Raw genomic sequence first — 18,540 nt, forward strand, 5'->3', positions numbered from 1 at the left:
TCAGCGGGTCCTCTTCGTCGCCCGCTTTCGGGGCGGCGTCAGGAGGTCCGCGATCTGGGCGATCGCGGCGGGCACCAGGCGGTAGTAGGCCCACACGCCGCGCTTGTCGCGTTCGAGTAGCCCAGCCTCGGTGAGGATTCGCAGGTGATGACTCACCGTCGGCTGGGAGAGGTTGAGCGCCCCGGTGAGGTCACTGACGGACGCCTCACCTTCGGGCGCGGACTGGATCAGGCTGAGCAGACGCAGTCGGGCCGGATCGGCGAAGGCCTTCAGCACCCCCGCGAGCCGTTCGGCATCGGCCCGCTTGATTGGATCGCCGGTCAGCGGCGAGATCGCAGGCATGGCAGTTTTCGCAGTTCCCACGCCTGCCATAGTGACACCAACGCGATCGATAAGCCGGTAAAACCGACATCAATACTCCGATGGCGTCCGGATGGCGACACGGGGCGACTGAACGTGGTCACGTAGTGGCCGTGTGGGGCTCCGCCAAGCCCCACACGGCCCTACGCCGACGGACATGCCGTCGAGTCAGCCGCTACCGGAGGTCAGCGGCGAGGTCTGGGGGTGACGCGGGGCAGGACGTACGGCGGGCCAGCGAAGATCAGATCCGACTTCAGCTCGTGGTACGCCCGCTTGGGCTGGTAGTTCTCGTCGTAGATGGTGGCCAGGCCCTCCGGCGGGTCGTCGAACCAGCCCGGCACCCACGAATGGTTGTCACTGAAACCCCAGACCGTGTACGACAGGCAGCTGCGCACGGCGAGGCATGCCTTCATCAGCACGCTGAAGTTGGCGGCCGACGCCTGGAGGCGGGGGTTGATCTCGTCGGCGTTGCCGGCCCGGACGGCCTCGGTCATCTGGCTGCGGACGTCGACCTCGGTGAACGCGGTCGCGACGCCGAGCCCGGCGAACTTCTTCAACGCGGCGGTCACCTGGAGGGTGTCGAAGTTGCCGTACTGGGTGCCCAGGTGGCCCTGCGCGCCGACGCCGTCGATCGGCACGCCCTGGGCGAGCAGGCCCTTCGTCATGTCGTAGACGAACTGGGTCTTGTCGTCCGCCGGGTTGCCGGAGCCGAACGCCTCGATGTTGTAGTCGTTGTAGAACAGCAGGGCCTTGGGGTCGGCGGCCCGCGCCCAGCGGAACGCGTCGGCGATGTAGCCGGGCCCGAGGTTCTCGGCCCAGAAGCCCTTGTAGTGCAGGGTCGACGGGGTGTCCCAGGGGTCGCTGACCGCCTCGTTGACCACGTCCCACTGCCAGATCTTGCCCTTGTACCTGTTGACGACCGTGGTGATGTGCTTGCGCAGCAGCTCGCGCAGCTCCTGCTTGCTGATGGAGCCGTCGGCGACTCCGCTGGTCAACCAGCCGGGCAGCTGGTTGTGCCAGACCAGTACGTGGCCGCGCACGCTCTGCCGGTTGCGCTTGGCGAAATCGATGAGCTGGTCGGCTGCCGCCCAGTCGTAGGTGCCGCGGGTGGGCTCCAGAACCTCCCACTTCATCACGTTCTCGGCGGTGACCGAGGTGAACTCGGAGGAGGCCAGCGCGCGGTAGCGCGGGTCGGCGGCGTCGTTGAGGGCATCCGTGTTGACCGCGGTGCCGACCTGGAGGCCGTGGCGCAGGCCGAGGGCGCCGAGGCTCTGCGCGGTGGGGTCGTACGGCCGACTCGCGGTGGCGGGCACCGTGTTCAGCGCGGCGACGGTCGCGACGGCGACCGCGCCGACGGTCGTCCACTGTCTCAGCTTCATGTGCCTTCCCTTCCAGACCTTGATCGACAAAGATCGATCAATGAGGTGCGGGTCCGGTGTTGGCGGATGGGAGCGGGGTCGGGGGCCCGGGTGCGGGATCAGGGGCCGGTGGTTCCGGCCGGTGACCGGAAACCTGCTCGAAACGTTAAGGCCGTCGATGTCCGGGCGTCAACGCTGAAAACTTCCGGAAATTCGTCATATGACCTGCGGAGGGCTCGCTGGGGTCGCCGCGAAACTTCCGGAGCCCGTTCGGCGGTACCTGCCTGCCGACAAGTGCGGACGATCTTTGTCGGCGAGCGGCGAAGCAGATGGCCCTCGCGGCAGACTGTGCAGGTTCGGGCACACGTAGCGCTGTGCCTGGCGCGTCGTTCCGCACAACATAAAGCGCCCGCCTCCGATATCGGGGGGCGGGCGCTTCGTGCGCCTGGCGTTGCTTAGGACCGCTTGGCGACCTGACCAACGAAGGCCCGCCAAGACTCCGGCGCGAAGACCAGCGCCGGCCCGGCCGGATCCTTCGAGTCCCGTACGCCGACGACGCCGGGAAGGTTGTCGGCGACCTCTACGCAGGCCCCTTGATTGCTGCCGCTGCGGGTGCTCTTGCGCCAGCGTGCACCGGTTAGGTCCATGACTTTGCCGCTTCCGTTATCAGCTCGGTGGACTGTTGCAGGGTCAGCGCCTCGGCGAGGATGGCTTCCCACTGCTCACGCAGGGCCGCTACCTCGGCAGTCCGCTCGACCACCTGACCCCGGAGCCGGTTGTCGAGGTAGCCCACATCAACCAAATCCGGCAGGGTCGCGAGGACGAACGGCCCGTCGAGGCCAGCGTACGCGCCGACCCCGCGTGGAACGACATGGATTCTCACGCGCCGCCGGTCCTGGTTGAGCTGCGCCAGGTGGAACAGTTGCTCACGCATCACAGCCGCGCCGCCGACGGGACGCCGAAGGGCGGCATCGTCCAGGACGGCGACGAGGCGCGGTGGGTCGTCACTGGTGAGGATCTTTTGCCGGGCAAGCCTTCCAGCTACCCGCGTCTCGACCTCCTCGGCGCTAACCCTGCCGTCGCTGGCGAACACGGCACGGGCGTACGCCTCGGTCTGCAAGAGACCCGGCACCCACGCGACCTCACACCATCGCAACGTGCGGGCCTGCTGCTCGAAAGTGATCCACTCACGCAGCCAGAGTGGCGCGGCGTCAAGGTCGGAGAGCCGATCGAGCAGTCGACCGAATATTCCTCCGGTCTTCAGCGCGCGATCGATGGCCGTGGCGTAGTCGCCCGTCGGCGGACGCGAACCAGTCTCAACGGCGCTGACGTGCGTACCTGAATAGCTAATGAGCCTGCCGAAGTCGTCCTGACTGAGCCCGCGTGAGGCACGAGCGTGCCGCAGCTCATCGAGCAGGATCTCGGCAGCCGTCATGCTCATGTCCCCAGCCCTTCCCCACCTCTAGCCCACGTGCCCCCGTGTCCCCTCACCAGGGCAAACGTTGGCCGTCGCGGTCTCTCCAACGTGGTCGAGCACCTTCCGACACTAGGCGGTCACGCACAAGAGTGGAACCAGACGACGCGGCCGGTCGGGACCCGAATCCGGCGGACGCGTTCGCACCGGGGCCCTCTGCGGGGCGAGCACTCATGGGGCGGCCCCTTCCCAACGGAAGCAGGGGGAGAACTGTGCCCGACGAGAAGCCGACGCCAAAGCCAAAACGTGAGCCGACGCCGCCCGCCAACCCCGACGTACCGATAGCGCCGTTTGACCCCTGGCCGCCCGGACCGATGATCCCGCCCGCCGGCCTGCCGCCGCCGGCCGATCGCCGCACCCGCCGCTGGACCTCCCGCGTCACCCGCGCCCATCTCCCGATGCGCCCCGCGTGGCTGTGCCGCAACTGCGCCGCGCCCTGGCCGTGCAACCCGGCGCAGCTTCACCTCGCGACCGAGTTCTACGGCCACTCGATCGCCCTCTCGTTCTACCTGGCGTCGAACCTGCAAGACGCGATCGACGACCTGTACGCCCTCGGCGCACGTCCCGACGTACGAGCGCTGCACCGCCGCTTCCTCGGGTGGCTGTCGATCTCCCGCCGACCCCGCCGCGCCGAGATGCTCTGACCGCCTGGACGAGCAGGTCGCAAGATTCAGCGCAGGCCGGCGAAGAGGTCGTCCTCGGGGAGTGGCGCGTCGGTGCGGTCCCGGACCCGGACGAAGGTCTCCACACCCATCAGCTCGGTGAACCGCTCCCGGCCCAGTTGCAGGAAGAAGATGTTCTCGGTCTGGCTGGCATGGGTGGCCAGGGCGTCGAACTTCTGCGCCCCGAAGGCGCTGGTGTCCACCCAGGTGCTGATCTCGTCGTCGGGCAGGCCGAGCTGCGGCATCGGCTCCGCCTCCGGGTCCGGTGCGTCCCACTCGACGCCGAGCTCCCGCATGATCTGGCCGAACTGCTCGAACGCGGTGCGGGGCACCGTGGTCCAGTACACCTTCGCCGGGGTGCCGGTCTGCTCGACCGCGGCCATGGTGATCCGGTGCGCCTGGATGTGGTCGGGGTGGCCGTAGAAGCCGTTCTCGTCGTAGGTGACGATCACGTCAGGTTGGTACTGCCTGATCAGCTCCGCGAGGCGGCCGGCCGCTTCCGCCACCGGCGTCGTCCAGAACGCGCCGGGCTGGTCGTTGGTCGCCCAGCCCATCATGCCGGAGTCCGCGTACCCCAGGGTTTCCAGGTGGCTGACCTTCAACACCGCGCAGCTGGCCGCCAACTCGGCCTGGCGCATGGCCACGACGGCGGCCGGGTCGTGCCCCGGGTCGCCCGGCTTGACCCCACCGGGGCCGTCACCGCACCGCCCGTCGGTGCAGGTCACCAGCACCGTCGTGATCCCCTCCGCGGCATAGCGGGCAAGGACGCCACCGGTGCTCGTCGCCTCGTCGTCGGGGTGGGCGTGCACCGCCATCAGGGTCAGAGGTCGCTCAGCCATGCCATCACCCTACGGTCGGCTCCCCGCCCAGGGTCGCGGAGGGCGGCGTAGTCGCCGGAACCGGGCGCATCATAGCCAGCCCGGATCGGTTGTTGCCGACCATGTGTGAACCCTGCTCACCCGCCTGGCCTCAGCTCTACGGTGAGACGTGGCCAGCACATCCGGGAGGTCGGGACGCGGGGAGAGGTGCGATGGCGGGGGCCGGCACGGGGGCATCGTTCGATGACGTGAGACAGGTCGACGCAGGGGTCCTGAACATCGGATACGTCGACGCGGGGCCGCCCGACGGCCCCGCGGTGATCCTCCTGCACGGCTGGCCGTACGACATCCACAGCTTCGTCGACGTCGTGCCGCTGCTCACCGCCGCCGGTCACCGGGTCGTCGTACCGCACCTGCGGGGCTACGGCACGACCCGGTTCCTCTCCGACGACACCATGCGCAACGGCGAACCGGCGGCCCTGGGGCTCGACCTCATCGCGCTCATGGACGTCCTGAAGATCGACAGCGCGAAGCTGGCCGGGTTCGACTGGGGTGCGCGTACGGCAGACGTCGTGGCCGCGCTGTGGCCCGAGCGCTGCCGAGGGCTGGTCTCGGTGAGCGGCTACCTGATCGACGGCCAGGCATCGGGCAGGGTGCCGCTGCCACCGAAGGCGGAACTGGCGTGGTGGTACCAGTACTACTTCGCCACCGAGCGCGGCCGGGACGGGTACGACAGGAACCGGCGCGAGTTCGCCAGGCTGATCTGGCAGACCGCGTCCCCGAAGTGGTCGTTCGACGATGCCACCTTCGACCGCAGCGCGACCGCGTTCGACAATCCCGACCACGTGGACGTCGTGATCCACAACTACCGGTGGCGGCTGGCCCTCGCCCCCGGCGAGTCGCAGTACGACGAGGTGGAGAAGCGGCTGGCCGCCAAACCGAAGATCACGGTGCCGAGCATCTCGATGGAGGGCGACGCCAACGGCGCGCCCCACCTGGAGCCCAGCGTCTACGGCAAGCAGTTCGCCGGGCAGTACGAACACCGGACCGTCGGCGGCGGAGTCGGGCACAACCTGCCGCAGGAGGCGCCCCGGGCGTTCGCGGACGCGGTGCTGGACGTCTGACCCCTGTCGCTATCCCCGGCGGCCCGGACGCGGGGGCTCCGGACGTTCCACCCGCACCGGGTCGCCGCGAACCAGGTCGTCGTGCACGCGCCACCGGGCGGTGGTGACGGCACGCCGGGCCGCCTCGTCGCCGTGCTCGACGCGCCGCCGCAGCAGGTGCAGGGCGATTCGCCGGTTGAGGCTGAACTGCCGCTCCTCGTCCACCACGACGACGATGCCCGAGGGACGGTGCGTCGCCCGTACCGCCGTGCTGGCCTTGTTGCGGTGCTGACCACCCGGACCGCCGGTCCGGCAGGCCACGATGTCGACGTCCGCCTCGGCGAACGTCGTCGGCGTGGCGTCGGGTTGCGGCGGCTGGGCGGTGACGTACCAGTTCTTGCGGCCCGTGCCCGCCCGGTAGGGGCTCGGGGCCTGCCAGCACAGCGTCCCGGTCCACGAGGCCGCGAACGCGTCGGCGTCCGCGCCGGTGATCCGGATGAGCGCCGACCGGTAGGTGCCGGGCCGATCGCCGGGCGACACCTGAACGGTGTCGATCGTCAGACCTCGGCGGGTGCCGTCCCCGGTCAGGCGGTGCAGGAGTTGGCCCAGTGCCCAGGCGCACTCGGCGGGGCCGCGACCGGCGGACAGCAGCAGGAGCACGCTCACGACCGCCCCCGCCCGACGCGGTGGCCCCGCCGTTCGGCGCGGGAGGTGGACCCGAGATCTGGTGTCTTGTAGGTGACCAGGGGAGTCGTGCTGACCACCGGCGTGGCCAACCGGTGCTCGACCAGATCGGCGATCACCTGCTCGATGCGCTTGTACGCCGTGGGCGCCTCCTCGAACAGCAGTTGCCGGTCGCCACACACCACAAGCGAACCCACCGGAGTACGACGAAGCTCCTCGACCGTGTGCTTGGCCCGGCCCCGCCGCAGGGCGTCGGCGCGCGACATCTTGCGGCCGGCGCCGTGTGCCACCGAGTGGTTGGCCTCCGGCCCGGCGTGGGCGGCCACCAGATAGGAGGCCGTGCCCCGGGTGCCGGCGACGAGGACGTCCCGGCCGTCGCCCGGGGCCGCGCCCTTGCGGTGCAGGTAGACCCCGTCGGAAACCTCGACCAGGTTGTGGCACTGGTCGACGATCGGCGCGCTGGGCTCCGCCCCCAACGCGTACGCGACCCGGGCCGCGAGCAACCGGCGGTTGAGCGAACCCCAGCGCACGGCCTCGTCGTGCATCGCCAGGTAGGCGGCGGGATCGGGAGTGGCACCGGCGCCGTGTACCTCGGTGTGCGCCCGCAGGATCCGCTCGCCCAGGCCACGGGACCCACTGTGCACGATGAGCACGAGATCGCCGGAGTCGAGCCCGAGACGACCCGCGTGGTCCGCGTCGAGGACGGTGTCGACCCGGGCCAGTTCGACGAAGTGGTTGCCACGGCCGACCGTCCCGAGGCCGTCCAGGTGACCGGCCGGGACGTCACCGGGCACGTGAGCCCAGGCCGGGTCGTCGGCGTCGCGCTCCGGGTGCAACGCGCGGTCGAGGTCGGGGAACCGGGAGGCGAGCCGCTCCGGTACGGCACGCTTGAGCGTGATGGGGAACACGGCGATGCCGCAGCCGATGTCGGAGCCCACCAGAAACGGGTACAGCACCGTCGAGGCCATGGCCGCACCGATGGGCGCGCCCTTGCCGGGGTGCAGGTCCGGCATGGCCGCGACGTGGATCATGCCGTCGAGGGCGGCAACCTGCTGGCACTGCGCGAGCGCGGCGGACTCGATCCAGCTCGCGGGTGAGGCGAACACCGTGATGGTGGCCGGGGCGGACGGGGGCAGGGACTCCCCAGGGGAGTGGTGCGGGAACAAGGAGGCTCACTTCTCACGCAGACGCGGGAACGGACGACGGCACGGCCTTCCGGGAGAGGTCACCGGAGGCGGGTGCGCGGGGGTGGTCCCGTCAGTACGTCATGGACGCCACTCTCGTGCAGTCCGTCCCGAACGACAAGCGATTTTCCGAGGCACCGGGCGCTGCCGTGCGGGCACGCCGGGCCGGGCACTGACGGTAGCGCGACAGCTGTCAGATGACTGATCGCCCGTGGCCGGTCGCTCGTGCACTATCCGTGCATGCTGACAGGGCGTGACGGCCTGCTCGTGGAGGCCCGTACCGCACTGGTCCGGGCCGCCGGTGCGGTGCTTCTCGGCCCGGCCGGTGTGGGGCGCACCGCCCTCGCCCGGGCCGCCGTCGCCGACCTGCCGCCCCGACTGTTCCGCGAGGTCTGGATCACCGCGACCGCGGCGAGCAAGGAGGTGCCGTTCGGTGCGCTCGGCCAACTCCTCAGCGGCGGTCACCCAGCCCTGCACCCGGCCCTGGTGCACAACACCGTGCTGGCCGCCCTGCACGAACGGTGCGGCTCCGGCCGTACCCCGGTGTTGGTCGTCGACGACGCCCACCTGCTCGACGGGCCGTCCGCCGGCGTGCTGCTCTCTCTGGTCCAGGCCCGTGCGGTCCGCGCGCTGGTCACCGTCCGGTCCGGGGTCCCGGCCCCGGACGCGGTGGTCGCGCTGTGGAAGGACGTCGGGCTACCCCTGCTGATCGTGCCGGCCCTCGCCGAGGACGCCGTCGGTGCCCTGGCCGAACAGCGTTTGTCCGGCCCGGTCAGCCGCTCCACCACCCAGCTGCTGTGGCAGTGGACGGGCGGGCTGCCGCAACTGGCGGCCGCGCTGATCGACCACGGGCGGGAGGTCGGCTCGCTGGTGCGCGACACCGACCAGTGGCGGTGGCGCGCTCCTCTCGCGGTGCCGGCACAGGTGGCCGACCTGCTCGACCGGGAGTTGGACCGCGTCGGCCGCCTCGGCGAGGACGCGCTGGCCGCGTTGGCCCTCGGCGGGCCCCTGCCGCTGCCCGTCGTGGAGGCGGCCGCGTCACCGGAGCTGGTCGCCGATCTCGAACAGCTCGGCATGGTCCGCAGCGAACAGAGCGACGACCAGATCCTGGTACGACTGGGCCACCCGATGCTCGGTGCCGTGGTGCGCCGCCGGATGTCGCCCGCCCGGCGTCGCCGGGTGTCCGCCGCTCTGCTGGCCAGCACGCCCCAGGGCACGACCCGGGGCGCACACACGGTGGCCAGCGCGCTGTGGGCGGCGCACGCCGGCCAACCGGTCGGCTCGGCCGAGCTGCTCCGGTCGGCCAGCCTCTGCCTGTACGCGGATCCGACCGCCTCGGAACAGCTGGCCCGGCGGGCCCGCGAGCGCGGCGGCGGCGCACCGGCGGCGGTAGCGCTCGCCGCCGCCCTCATCGAGCAGAGCCGCACCGCCGAGGCGTACGAGACGCTTGTCGCCGCACTCCGTGATGCCGAGGCCGCCGGTGACCGAGGTGCGCAGGTGACCGTCCGGGTGGCGTTGGCCAGGCACCGGGCGTGGGTGGGGCGGGAGCCTCGGCAGGCGTACGACGATCTGCTGCGGATTCGCGCGGACGCCGAGGCCGCCGGTGACGCGGCCGGTCGGGCCGAGGCGGCGGCGGTCGCCGTGGTGGTCCAACTCTTCAGCGGGCAGGCGGCGCAGGCGCTGCACGACGCCCGCGAGTTCCTGGGTGCGACACCTCCGCCGGCCGGGCAGTTGCGGGTCACGCTGGCGTCGGTGGCCGCGCTGGCCCTGACCGGGCGCACCGCGGAGGCGGCCCGGGTGGGCCGTGCGGCGGTGCGGAGGTCCGGTTCGTCGGCACTGCCGTTCGCCCGTGGCATGGCCGGGGCGGCGCTGGCGTTCGCCGAGCTGTGGCGGGAGCCCACCCCGACCGGGCCGGTCACGGACCCGGCGGCGGGACGGTGGCCGATGTCCAACGATCCGCTGGTCTCCGGGCTGTCCCACACCGCATGGCCGATCTTCGACGGCTACGCCCAGCGGGTCAGCGGTGACCGGGCCGGTGCCATCAGCCGGCTCCGGGACGCCGTCGCGCAGCAGGCCGACGGGGAGGGGCTGTTCCGGTCCGAGGCCACCGGCTGGCTCGCGATCACCCTGGCCGAGGACGGCCGCCCGGACGAGGCCGAGGCGGTGCTGCGGGAGCATCCCGTCGACGCGGTCGCGTTGGTGCCGGGCCTGCGGCCCTGGGCGACGGCCGCGGTGGCCGCCGCGGCCGGTCAGCGAACGCGGGCCGCCCGGTTGATGGACGAGGCGATTGCCGTCGCCCATACGTCCGGGTGCTGGCTGGTGGAGCTGGGTTACCTCATCTACGCGGCACACCTCGACCCGGTCGCCGGGCCGACCAGGTACGCGGGCCGCATCGCCGAAGCGATCGGCCACGTCGACGCCGACCGCCTCGTCACCGCCGGTCGGGCGGTGATCGCGCTGGCCGGCCGCAACCCGACGGTGCTGCTTGAGCACGCCCACCGCCTGGTCGACGTCAACATGAGCGGTGAGGCGCTGAAACTTGTCGACGAGGTCGCTCGGCGAACCGGCTCGTCCGACAGCGCCCGGCTCTTCGTCGACCTGCGCACCCGCCTGCGGACCGCGGCACCCGGTGACCCCGCGGTGGCGGCGGGGCTGACCGCACGGGAGACGCAGATCGCCGGGTTCGCCGCCCGTGGCCTGTCCGACCGGGAGATCGCCGACCAGTTGGTGCTGTCGGTGCGTACGGTGCAGACACATCTGGGTCGGGCGTACCGCAAACTCGCGGTGACGTCCCGGCGTGAGCTGTCCGACGCGTTACGCCTGGTCGGCTGAGGGCCGGAGACGGCCGTGGCGCGCGACGCACCACGGCCGTCACCGTCCAGGCCCTAGGTGTTCTTCGTGTAGCAGGTGACCTGCCCGTTGGAGTCCTCGTGACACTCGGCCCCCTTGGCGCCGAGAACGTTGATCGTGCCGACCAGGACGGTCAACCCGAAGGCGGTCAGGATCCCCATGCCCACCTTCTTGGCCAACTCCGCGAAGTTGGCCGTGACGTCCAACCGGAACGTGACAGGCGCGTACCGGATCTGCTCCCACAGCTCGGCGATGCGCGGGTCGTGGCCGGTGACGCTGAAGTCGTCGCTGCTGTGCTCGTCGGTCACCCGACCGCTCGCGACGGCCACGAAAACGTCCCTGTTCTGGTGCACCACGTTCGGTGCGGCGGCGAAACTCCAGCTGTGGCTGAGCAGACCGTTCTCGTGGACGTGCCCCTGGAACCAGTAGTGACCGTCGCTGGCCATCCGCAGCCACGCGGTGCCCTTGACGCTGGAGGGCAACAGGCTGCCGGAGAACGTGTTGCTCCACTCCTGCTCCAGCCGGTCCATGGTCGTCCGGGTCGACCCGCCCGGGTGACCGACCTGCGCCCCGACCTGCCGCAGGGTCAGCGGCGCCCGGATGTCGAGGTACCGGGTCGCGGCCGTACGGACGCTGGTCATGGCGTCACTCCCTCGACTTCCACATGTGCACGGTGCCGTTCTCGTCCTTGTAGGCGTGGACCTTGCCCGGCTGACCGAAGAACGCGACCCACCCGGCGACCACCGCACCCACGATGACCAGCGGAATCCACTTCAGGATGTTGCCGATCAACTGCCCGACGTTCATCGTCACGCTCAGCCGGAAGTTCACCGTGGCGTTGTTGAGCTGATCCCAGTACTGCCCGATCCGCGGATCCTGGCCCAGCTCGGAGAAGTCGTCACTGCTGCTGTTGTCCGACACCTTGCCGCTGGCGGAGAAGACGAAGGCGTTGCCGTCGGCGTCCACGAAGGCCGGCGTGGCCACGAACGACCAACTGTGCGAGACCGCGCCGTTCTCGTGCACGTGGCCCTCGAACATGTAGTGGCCGTCGCTGAACAACCGCAGCCACGCGCTGCCCTTCACGCTGGAGGGGAGCAGGCTGCCGGAGAACCACTCACTGGACGTCTGCTCCAGTTGGACAAGCATCCGTCGGCTGGAACCGGTGGGGTGGCCGATCTCGCCGCCGACCTCCCGCATCGTCATCGGCGCCTCGAACCGCAGGTACTTCCCGGCCGCCTCACGCAGGCTGGTCATGACGTGGTCACCAGGATCGGCACCAGCGCCCGACCGGTCGGCAGCGGACCCAGTGCCTTGCCCAGGATCGCCCCGACCGCCTTGAACGGGTCGGCCACCCGCATGGCGTGCCCCCGGGTGGGGGAGGTGGTCAGCAGGTCACCGGGGCGCACCGCTCCGTGCGTCGCGTCGACCAGGCAGTACACCTTGCCGGCCAGGGCCAGCGGCCGACGCCTGTCGCTGTCCGGCTGCCGGTCCAGCACCATCGCCGGGGCGAAGCTGCCCGCTCCGGAGACCACGCCGGCCACCGCGCTGTCGTACGGCTTGTCGGCCAACTCCAGCGCACCGGTCTCGCCGATCACCAGCACGGCGCCGGGAATCGCCGCGGTCAGGTGAGCGCCGGCGACGTCGAACTCCTCGGCCAGGTCCGCGTTGCTGAGCGAGATGTCGCCGTGCACACCGTCGATGACCACTGTGTACGCCCGGGTGTCCGGGTTGGCGAAGGCCATCGAACTCTGGTCGCCGTTGATCGCGACGGTGTAGGTGCGCGTCTTGCTGTGGCAGAACTTGATGTGGTTGTTCGTGCCGTCCAGGTCGACCTGGTTCGCCGCGACGATCTTCGAGCTGACCGTGTTCGTCGCGGACATGTTCGTCGCGGTGACGCTGGGGCTGTTCAGGTTGTTGGCCGCCCACAGGTCACCGGTCGTGCCGTTGAGCAGCAGCTTGTACTGCCGGGTGTCCGGGTGCGCGAACGCCATCGAACTCTTCTCACCGTCAATGCCGACGGTGTAGGTGCGGGTCTTGCTGTGGCAGAACTTGACGTGGTTGTTGGGCCCGTCCAGGTCGACCTGGTTCGCGCTGAGGCTGCGGCTGTTGACGTTGTTGGCCGCCCACAGGTTGCCGTTCTGCCCGTCCAGGATCGTGGTGTACGCGCGCTTGTCGTTCGCCAGGCTGATGGTGCTGGTGCCGCCGTTCATCCCGATCGTGTACGCGCGGGTCGTGAAGTTGGTGAGCACCAGGGCGTTGTCGGCGCCGTCGAGCACGACGGCCCGCGCGGCCACCGTGTCGGCGGTGATGGTGGTCGGCGGCGCCGGGGTCGGCGTCGTCGGTGCCGCCTCGGCGTCACCCTTGACGACCGGAGCGGACGTGGCGGGCGGACCCTCGGCGCGCTGCGCCTGCTCGGTCTGCCGGGACTGCTCGGGTGCGCGGACCGGCGGCGGCACCGGAGCGGCGGTGTCCGCCCTGGCGGGCGCGTCGTCCGGGGTGGTCCGCTGCGGCGGTGTGCTCGGTGGGCTGGTGGGCCGGGCGATCGCCTCGGCGCTGTCCGGGTTGCTGGCCTTCGCGGCCTCGTTGTTCGTCATGTGTCCATTGCACCGGCCAGCCGGCCGGCAATCGTCGGTAGTCACTACGTAGGTTGGTCCACCCGACTACGTAGCGTCGACGGCGTACGCTGCCGCGATGACCGCACCGCGTCGCATCCTGATCTACGGGGTGCACGGCGCGGGCAAGTCCACTCTCGCCGTGCGCCTGGCCGAGCGACTCCGGCTGCCGTGGTATCCGGTGGACGACCTGCTGTGGCTGCCGGGGTGGGTCGAGGTGCCGGTCGCCCAGCAGCGCACCCGGATCGAGGAGGTCTGCCGCCGGGACACCTGGATCCTCGACGGCGCGTACCACGGCTGGCGGGACGTGCCGCTGGCTCGTGCCGACCTGGTGGTGGCCCTGGACTACCCGTGGTGGCGTTCGTTCTGGCGGTTGCTGCGTCGTACCCTGCGCCGCGTGGGCTCCGGCGAGGTGATCTGCAACGGAAACCGCGAATCACTGGGCAGTGTGCTGTCCGCGGACTCGATCCTGGTCTGGCACGTCAGCGCGTTCGGCCGGGAACGGCGGCGAATGCGGGCCTGGCAGGCCGATCCGGCCGGGCCGCCCGTGCTGCTGTTCACCAGCCCGGCCGCCCTGGACGACTGGGTGGCGGGCCTGCCAACCCGGTGACGGCCGCTCAGACAGGTCCCCCCGTTCAGCAGATCGACGGAGAGCCTGTGGGCGCGTCAGCCTCGCCATCCGCGCACCGGCGAACTCCGCCACGAGCTGCCGCTTGCGGGTCCGACACAGCCACGCCGCCCCGCACCCAGCCCCGGGCACCCCAACGTCCCAACGGACACCAAGTCGGACACTTCCACGACCCTGATGCGTCCCGCCGTGTCCACTACCGTGGGACGGTATGAGTCACCGCCTCCGCGCGGCCATGCTCGGCGCCCACCTCGACCCGGCAGCCCTCGCCACGGCCGTCGGTGTCGACGTCAAATCCGTTACCCGGTGGCTCACCGGCCGCGTCCCCCACCAACGCACCTGCCTCGCCGTCGCCGACGCCCTCGGCGAAACCGAAGCGGACCTGTGGCCCCAGACCCGCCCCGACCAGGCACCCGGCGCGGAAGCCACCGCCGAGGTCGTCGCCGCCTACGCCCACCGCGCCGACGTCCCCACCATGTCTGGGCCGCTCGGCTCAGCGGTGCCACCACCCGGATCGACCTACTCGGTTACGCCTACCCGTTCCTCCTGGAGCTGCTGCCCAACACGATGCAACTCATCAGCGACAAGGCCGCCGATGGTGCTCGCGTGCGGCTCGCGTTCGCCGACCCGGACTGCCCGCACGTCGGCGAGCGCGACGCCCTCGAACAGATCGGCGGCACCCTCCCCGGCCGGATCCGCAACGCCCTCAACTTCTGCGAACCACTCCACGATGTGCCAGGGGTGGAGATCGGCCTGCACACCGTGCACCTGTACAACTCGGTGTTCCGGTTCGACCACCAGATGATCGTCACCCCACACCTGTACCGCGCTCGCGGCTACCAACACCCCGCCCTGCACCTGCGCGAACTCTCCCCGCACGGCATCTTCGCCGCCCACGCCGACCAGTTCGAACAGATCTGGCAAACCACCACCAGCTATCCGGAGGTGACCCGGTGACCGGCCGGCGCGACTACTACCACGACTCCGACGCCCCCGCCGCCAACAGCCTCGTCCCCGCCGCCGCCGTCATTACCGACGACCACGGCCACGTCCTGCTGCAACGGCGTACGGACTCCGGCAACTGGTCGCTTCCCGGCGGCGCCATGGACATCGGCGAAACTCTCCAGCAGTGCGCCATCCGCGAGGTCAAGGAAGAGACCGGCCCCGACATCGAGATCACCGGCCTGCTCGGCATCTACACCGACCCCGCGCACGTCATCGCGTACGCCGATGGTGAGGTTCGCCAGGAGTTCACGGTGACCTACCGGGCCCGAGTCACCGGCGGCACGCTGGCCATCAGCGACGAGTCCACCGAGGTCCGCTTCATCCACCCCGCTGAGTTCGACGGCATCCCCATCCACGACACCGTCCGCCTGCGCCTCCGCCACCACGCCGAAGGCCGCGACATCCTTCACCTTGGATAGGCCGATCGGCCTCGGAGCGCCGCACAGGTGGGCGCGTGACCTCGCACGGGGGTACGTCCTCGTCCCCACCCGGTGGACGTTGGACTTCGCACCGCCCGGCGGCGAGGCCGGCAGCGCGCGGTTCGCGCAGACATGTGTCGTGCGGCTGGGGGAGGACCGGACGCAGATCCTGCTCTACCTTTCGCACAAACGAGAGGACGACGCCCTGCGGAAGCTGGGGCTGACCAACTGACCCGGCCCCTGCGCCACACGTCGGCCCATCCCCGGTAGGGGGATGGGCCGACGGTGCCCATGTTGGTCAGTGTTGAAGGGGCCCGGCCGGCAGGTCACCGGCCGGGCCACCGATCAGGACTCCTGGCTACGACGTCGGGCCAGGAGGAACGCGAACGCCCCCAGCACGACCAGCGCACCTCCGATGCCCGTCAGGGCCGGAACCGTGCCACCGCCGGTGACCGGCAAGATGGGACCCCTGCCCCCGGGGCTACCGGGTGCGCCGGGTGCTCCAGGGCTGCCGGGTGCTCCAGGGCTGCCGGGTGCTCCCGGGCTGCCGGGTGCTCCCGGGCTGCCGGGTGCGCCCTGCGGTCCGGGTGCTCCGGGGCTGCCGGGCGCTCCTGGACTGCCGGGCGCTCCTGGACTGCCGGGTGCGCCGGGTGCTCCGGGTGCGCCGGGGCTACCGGGTGCTCCGGGTGCTCCCGGGCTGCCAGGTGCTCCGGGGCTACCGGGTGCTCCGGGGCTGCCGGGTGCGCCGGGGCTGCCGGGTGCGCCGGGGCTGCCGGGTGCGCCGGGGCTGCCGGGTGCGCCGGGGCTGCCGGGCGGGCCAGACGGGCCGGGCGGTCCGGACGGCCCGGGTGGACCGGTGGGGCCGGCGCACACCGGTGCCGTGATGACGTTGGTGTCGAGAGTGACGGCGGCGGTTCGCGCCAGTGCGCGGCCCTGGAGGGTCGCGCCGGTGGCCATCGTGATCGCCGCCTGGGCCATGATGGTGCCCACGAAGGTGGTTCCCGTGCCGATCGTCGCCGAGCTGCCGATCTTCCAGAAGACGTTGCAGGCCGAGGCGCCGTTGATCAGAACGACGCTGCTGTTCGACGCCGTCGTCAGCGAGGAGTCGATCTGGAAGATGAACACGGCCGCCGGGTCGCCCTGGCCGTTCAGCGTCAACGCCCCGGTCAGTTGTGCGGCCCCGATCCGGTAGACGCCGGGGTTGAGCGTGTTGCCACCGAGTTCCGCAGGCAGGTTGGTGAACGGTGTCCGCCCGGCGGCGTCGTTGAAGGCGATGGTCAGATCGCTCTGGGCCTGGAGAGCGACCGCGTCGCCGAGGTGGACCTCACCGCCGATGGTTGCCGTTCCGAAGCCCGACGCGGTGTTTCCGGGGAATCGTCCGAGGCTCTGCCCCAGGAAGCTCGGGCCGGTGTTTGTCGGCTCGGCTCCGGCGAGGACGGAGAAGTTGCCCGCTGTTCCCAGATTTACCGGTGCGTCGGCGGCGCTGGCCGGCGTCGAGCCGAGCAGCAGGAAACTGACGGCGACGGCGGCGGCTGCGGATGCCGCGAGCGCCGCCAGGAGCCCTCGGCGGAGACGATGGTGATGGGGTTTTGCTGTCACAGAACACCCTCCGTGGGTATTACTTCGCAGGAGGGCTCGGTAAAGCCAAGACCTGCGTCAAACGGCCTGGACGGCACTGACGAAGTGCGGTGACCACCACATCACGTCAGAGCCGCCGAAACCCACGAAACGGGATAATAGGTGCATTGTGGGAGCGCAATACGCATTCACCTTCACATTGCTCTGTACCGCATCAGTGATCGACTGGCCACCCGGCTCAGGGCTGGTGCGCCACCGGCGGTCTGATCGCTCGGCCGAGCACGCAGGGTGAGGACGGGCCGTTGCTGGTGGCCGGGAAACGGAACCGGCGCAGTTCCTCGATCACGAACCCTTCGGCGGTGATGGCGGCGACGGTGTCGCGGTTGGTGCGGCAGCCACCGAACAGCTTCGGCCACAGTGTCGCGTCGAGCAGCCGCTGGGCTCGGTGCAGACCGCTGTGCTCCTCGGCGGCGACGTGCTCGAAGAAGCGCAACTGGCCGCCGGGGCGCAGCACCCGACTGACCTCCGCGAGCGCGCCCGCCTGATCCGGTACGGTGCACAACACCAGCGCGACGACCGCCGCGTCGAACTCGCCGGCCTCTGCGGGCAGGGCCTCCGCCAGACCGTCGACGACCGTGACCGGCACCGGCGCGCCCGGTGCCGCCCGCTCGGCGGCGGCGCGCAGACGACGCTCTGGCTCGACCGCGACGACCTCGGTCACCCCGGGCGGATAGTGGGCGAACATCCTGCCGTTGCCCGCGCCGATCTCGATCACCCGGCCGGAGAGGCCGGCGACCAGGTCCCGTCGGAACTCCGCCGTGCCGGCGCGGTCCATGGCGACGCTGAGCCGTTCGTACACCCGGGCGAACACCGGGTGGGACACCACGGCCATGTCGACCTCCAGGGTATGCGGGGTCCTCGTCGACCTGTTCTCAGGCGATTGTGCTGCATCGGCGCACGGTTTCCGTCTTACTGGTGTGGCAGCGACCCATCCCGCGCAGACAGGACGTGGTTCGACCATGAAGATCGTCGTCATCGGTGGCAGTGGCCTCATCGGCTCCAAGCTCGTGGACAGTCTCGGTGCCCGGGGGCACGAAGCGGTGCCCGCCTCTCCGAAGACCGGCGTCAACACCCTGACCGGCGACGGGGTCGCCGGGGCGCTCGCCGGCGCGGACGTCGTCGTCGACGTGTCGAACTCGCCGTCGTTCGAGGACACCGCCGTGCTGGAGTTCTTCGAGACATCCACCCGGACGCTTCTCGCCGCCGCGTCGGATGCCGGAGTGGGCCACTACGCGGCGCTCTCGATCGTCGGGTGCGACCGGATCCCGGACAGCGGCTACATGCGGGCGAAGGTCGCCCAGGAGAAGCTCATCGTCGCGGCCGGAATCCCGTACTCCGTGGTGCACGCCACGCAGTTCTTCGAATTTCTCCAGGGGATCATCGACGCCGCCACGGACGGCGACACCGTGCATCTCGCGCCGGTGCTCATCCAGCCGATGGCGGCGGACGACGTCGCGGCCGCGGTCGCCGACGTCGTGGTCGGTATGCCCACCAACGCGGTGGTCGAGGTCGCTGGCCCGGAGCAGTTCCGCCTCGACGAGCTGGGCCGATCCATCCTCGCGTCCCAGCAGGATCCCCGGTCGGTGGTGGCCGACCCCGGCGCCAGGTATTTCGGCGCCAGGCTGGGCGAGCGTTCGCTCGTCCCCGCCGACGGCGCCCGCATCGCCGCTACGCGTCTCGACGAATGGCGTGCGCGGTCGGCCCGCGCCACGTGACCCTGCGCGGGTGGCCCGCGCCAGATGGCC

19 protein-coding genes and 1 pseudogene are annotated in these 18,540 nt (G+C 70.8%); 8 read left to right on the forward strand and 12 right to left on the reverse strand.

The window, feature by feature from the left end; all coding sequences use genetic code 11:
• The 4 genes from ACGFIW_RS04520 to ACGFIW_RS04535 form a co-directional block, all read right to left on the reverse strand.
• Positions 1–342, reverse strand: a complete 342-nt coding sequence (locus ACGFIW_RS04520) for a metalloregulator ArsR/SmtB family transcription factor (protein ID WP_357553948.1) — start codon at positions 340–342, stop codon at positions 1–3.
• 203 nt (positions 343–545) lie between these two features.
• On the reverse strand, positions 546–1,739 hold the full coding sequence (locus ACGFIW_RS04525; protein ID WP_393310902.1) for an endo-1,4-beta-xylanase: 1,194 nt from the start codon (positions 1,737–1,739) through the stop codon (positions 546–548).
• A gap of 434 nt (positions 1,740–2,173) precedes the next feature.
• Complete coding sequence (locus ACGFIW_RS04530; protein ID WP_393310903.1) at positions 2,174–2,365, reverse strand: DUF397 domain-containing protein; 192 nt, start codon at positions 2,363–2,365, stop codon at positions 2,174–2,176.
• Positions 2,356–3,159 carry a Scr1 family TA system antitoxin-like transcriptional regulator gene (locus tag ACGFIW_RS04535; protein WP_393310904.1) on the reverse strand — a complete coding sequence of 268 codons (804 nt, stop codon included), beginning with the start codon at positions 3,157–3,159 and terminating at the stop codon, positions 2,356–2,358. Before ACGFIW_RS04535 ends, ACGFIW_RS04530 begins: the two co-directional genes overlap by 10 nt.
• 245 nt (positions 3,160–3,404) lie before the next feature.
• Between ACGFIW_RS04535 and ACGFIW_RS04540 the strand changes: the two genes are divergently transcribed.
• Positions 3,405–3,836 carry a hypothetical protein gene (locus ACGFIW_RS04540; protein WP_393310905.1) on the forward strand — a complete coding sequence of 144 codons (432 nt, stop codon included), beginning with the start codon at positions 3,405–3,407 and terminating at the stop codon, positions 3,834–3,836.
• 26 nt (positions 3,837–3,862) lie between these two features.
• Here ACGFIW_RS04540 and ACGFIW_RS04545 read toward each other — a convergent pair whose 3' ends face one another.
• Positions 3,863–4,693, reverse strand: coding sequence for a PIG-L family deacetylase (locus ACGFIW_RS04545; RefSeq protein WP_393310906.1), 831 nt, complete (start codon positions 4,691–4,693; stop codon positions 3,863–3,865).
• Between the two features lie 227 nt (positions 4,694–4,920).
• On the opposite strand from ACGFIW_RS04545, the gene ACGFIW_RS04550 reads away from it, so the two are divergent.
• Positions 4,921–5,796, forward strand: coding sequence for an alpha/beta fold hydrolase (locus tag ACGFIW_RS04550; protein WP_393310907.1), 876 nt, complete (start codon positions 4,921–4,923; stop codon positions 5,794–5,796).
• Between the two features lie 9 nt (positions 5,797–5,805).
• Here ACGFIW_RS04550 and prfH read toward each other — a convergent pair whose 3' ends face one another.
• Together prfH and ACGFIW_RS04560 are read right to left on the reverse strand one after the other, a co-directional pair.
• Positions 5,806–6,441: a peptide chain release factor H gene (prfH, locus tag ACGFIW_RS04555; protein ID WP_393310908.1), complete on the reverse strand. Its 636-nt coding sequence runs from the start codon at positions 6,439–6,441 to the stop codon at positions 5,806–5,808.
• Positions 6,438–7,625: an RNA ligase RtcB family protein gene (locus ACGFIW_RS04560; RefSeq protein WP_393310909.1), complete on the reverse strand. Its 1,188-nt coding sequence runs from the start codon at positions 7,623–7,625 to the stop codon at positions 6,438–6,440. Before ACGFIW_RS04560 ends, prfH begins: the two co-directional genes overlap by 4 nt.
• Positions 7,626–7,883: 258 nt before the next feature.
• On the opposite strand from ACGFIW_RS04560, the gene ACGFIW_RS04565 reads away from it, so the two are divergent.
• Positions 7,884–10,475, forward strand: coding sequence for a LuxR C-terminal-related transcriptional regulator (locus ACGFIW_RS04565; RefSeq protein WP_393310910.1), 2,592 nt, complete (start codon positions 7,884–7,886; stop codon positions 10,473–10,475).
• Positions 10,476–10,528: 53 nt separating this feature from the next.
• On the opposite strand, the gene ACGFIW_RS04570 is transcribed toward ACGFIW_RS04565, so the two are convergent.
• Genes ACGFIW_RS04570 through ACGFIW_RS04580 form a run of 3 tightly spaced genes read right to left on the reverse strand, consistent with a single transcriptional unit; the run spans position 10,529 to position 13,087 of the window.
• Positions 10,529–11,134: a hypothetical protein gene (locus tag ACGFIW_RS04570; protein WP_393310911.1), complete on the reverse strand. Its 606-nt coding sequence runs from the start codon at positions 11,132–11,134 to the stop codon at positions 10,529–10,531.
• Between the two features lie 4 nt (positions 11,135–11,138).
• On the reverse strand, positions 11,139–11,747 hold the full coding sequence (locus tag ACGFIW_RS04575) for a hypothetical protein (RefSeq protein WP_393310912.1): 609 nt from the start codon (positions 11,745–11,747) through the stop codon (positions 11,139–11,141).
• The gene (locus ACGFIW_RS04580; RefSeq protein WP_393310913.1) at positions 11,744–13,087 is read right to left on the reverse strand and encodes a hypothetical protein; all 1,344 of its coding nucleotides are present in this window, start codon (positions 13,085–13,087) and stop codon (positions 11,744–11,746) included. Before ACGFIW_RS04580 ends, ACGFIW_RS04575 begins: the two co-directional genes overlap by 4 nt.
• Positions 13,088–13,184: 97 nt before the next feature.
• Here ACGFIW_RS04580 and ACGFIW_RS04585 point away from each other — a divergent pair, with 97 nt between their 5' ends.
• From ACGFIW_RS04585 to ACGFIW_RS04600, 4 genes and pseudogenes are all read left to right on the forward strand, one after another.
• Positions 13,185–13,715 carry an adenylate kinase gene (locus ACGFIW_RS04585; protein WP_393310914.1) on the forward strand — a complete coding sequence of 177 codons (531 nt, stop codon included), beginning with the start codon at positions 13,185–13,187 and terminating at the stop codon, positions 13,713–13,715.
• A 253-nt stretch (positions 13,716–13,968) separates the two neighbouring features.
• Positions 13,969–14,690 (forward strand): annotated as a pseudogene (locus ACGFIW_RS04590) (XRE family transcriptional regulator).
• A complete protein-coding gene (locus ACGFIW_RS04595) occupies positions 14,687–15,157 on the forward strand; it encodes an NUDIX domain-containing protein (protein WP_393310915.1) in 471 nt (156 codons plus the stop codon). Before ACGFIW_RS04590 ends, ACGFIW_RS04595 begins: the two are co-directional and overlap by 4 nt.
• The gene (locus tag ACGFIW_RS04600) at positions 15,150–15,389 is read left to right on the forward strand and encodes a hypothetical protein (protein WP_393310916.1); all 240 of its coding nucleotides are present in this window, start codon (positions 15,150–15,152) and stop codon (positions 15,387–15,389) included. Before ACGFIW_RS04595 ends, ACGFIW_RS04600 begins: the two co-directional genes overlap by 8 nt.
• Before the next feature lie 113 nt (positions 15,390–15,502).
• On the opposite strand, the gene ACGFIW_RS04605 is transcribed toward ACGFIW_RS04600, so the two are convergent.
• A complete protein-coding gene (locus ACGFIW_RS04605; protein WP_393310917.1) occupies positions 15,503–16,756 on the reverse strand; it encodes an ice-binding family protein in 1,254 nt (417 codons plus the stop codon).
• A gap of 217 nt (positions 16,757–16,973) precedes the next feature.
• Positions 16,974–17,627, reverse strand: coding sequence for a class I SAM-dependent methyltransferase (locus ACGFIW_RS04610; RefSeq protein WP_393310918.1), 654 nt, complete (start codon positions 17,625–17,627; stop codon positions 16,974–16,976).
• A gap of 127 nt (positions 17,628–17,754) precedes the next feature.
• Between ACGFIW_RS04610 and ACGFIW_RS04615 the strand changes: the two genes are divergently transcribed.
• A complete protein-coding gene (locus ACGFIW_RS04615; protein WP_393310919.1) occupies positions 17,755–18,510 on the forward strand; it encodes an SDR family oxidoreductase in 756 nt (251 codons plus the stop codon).
• Positions 18,511–18,540 lie beyond the last annotated feature (30 nt).

The organism is Micromonospora sp. NPDC048935 (assembly GCF_043197875.1).
Lineage (GTDB): Bacteria > Actinomycetota > Actinomycetes > Mycobacteriales > Micromonosporaceae > Micromonospora.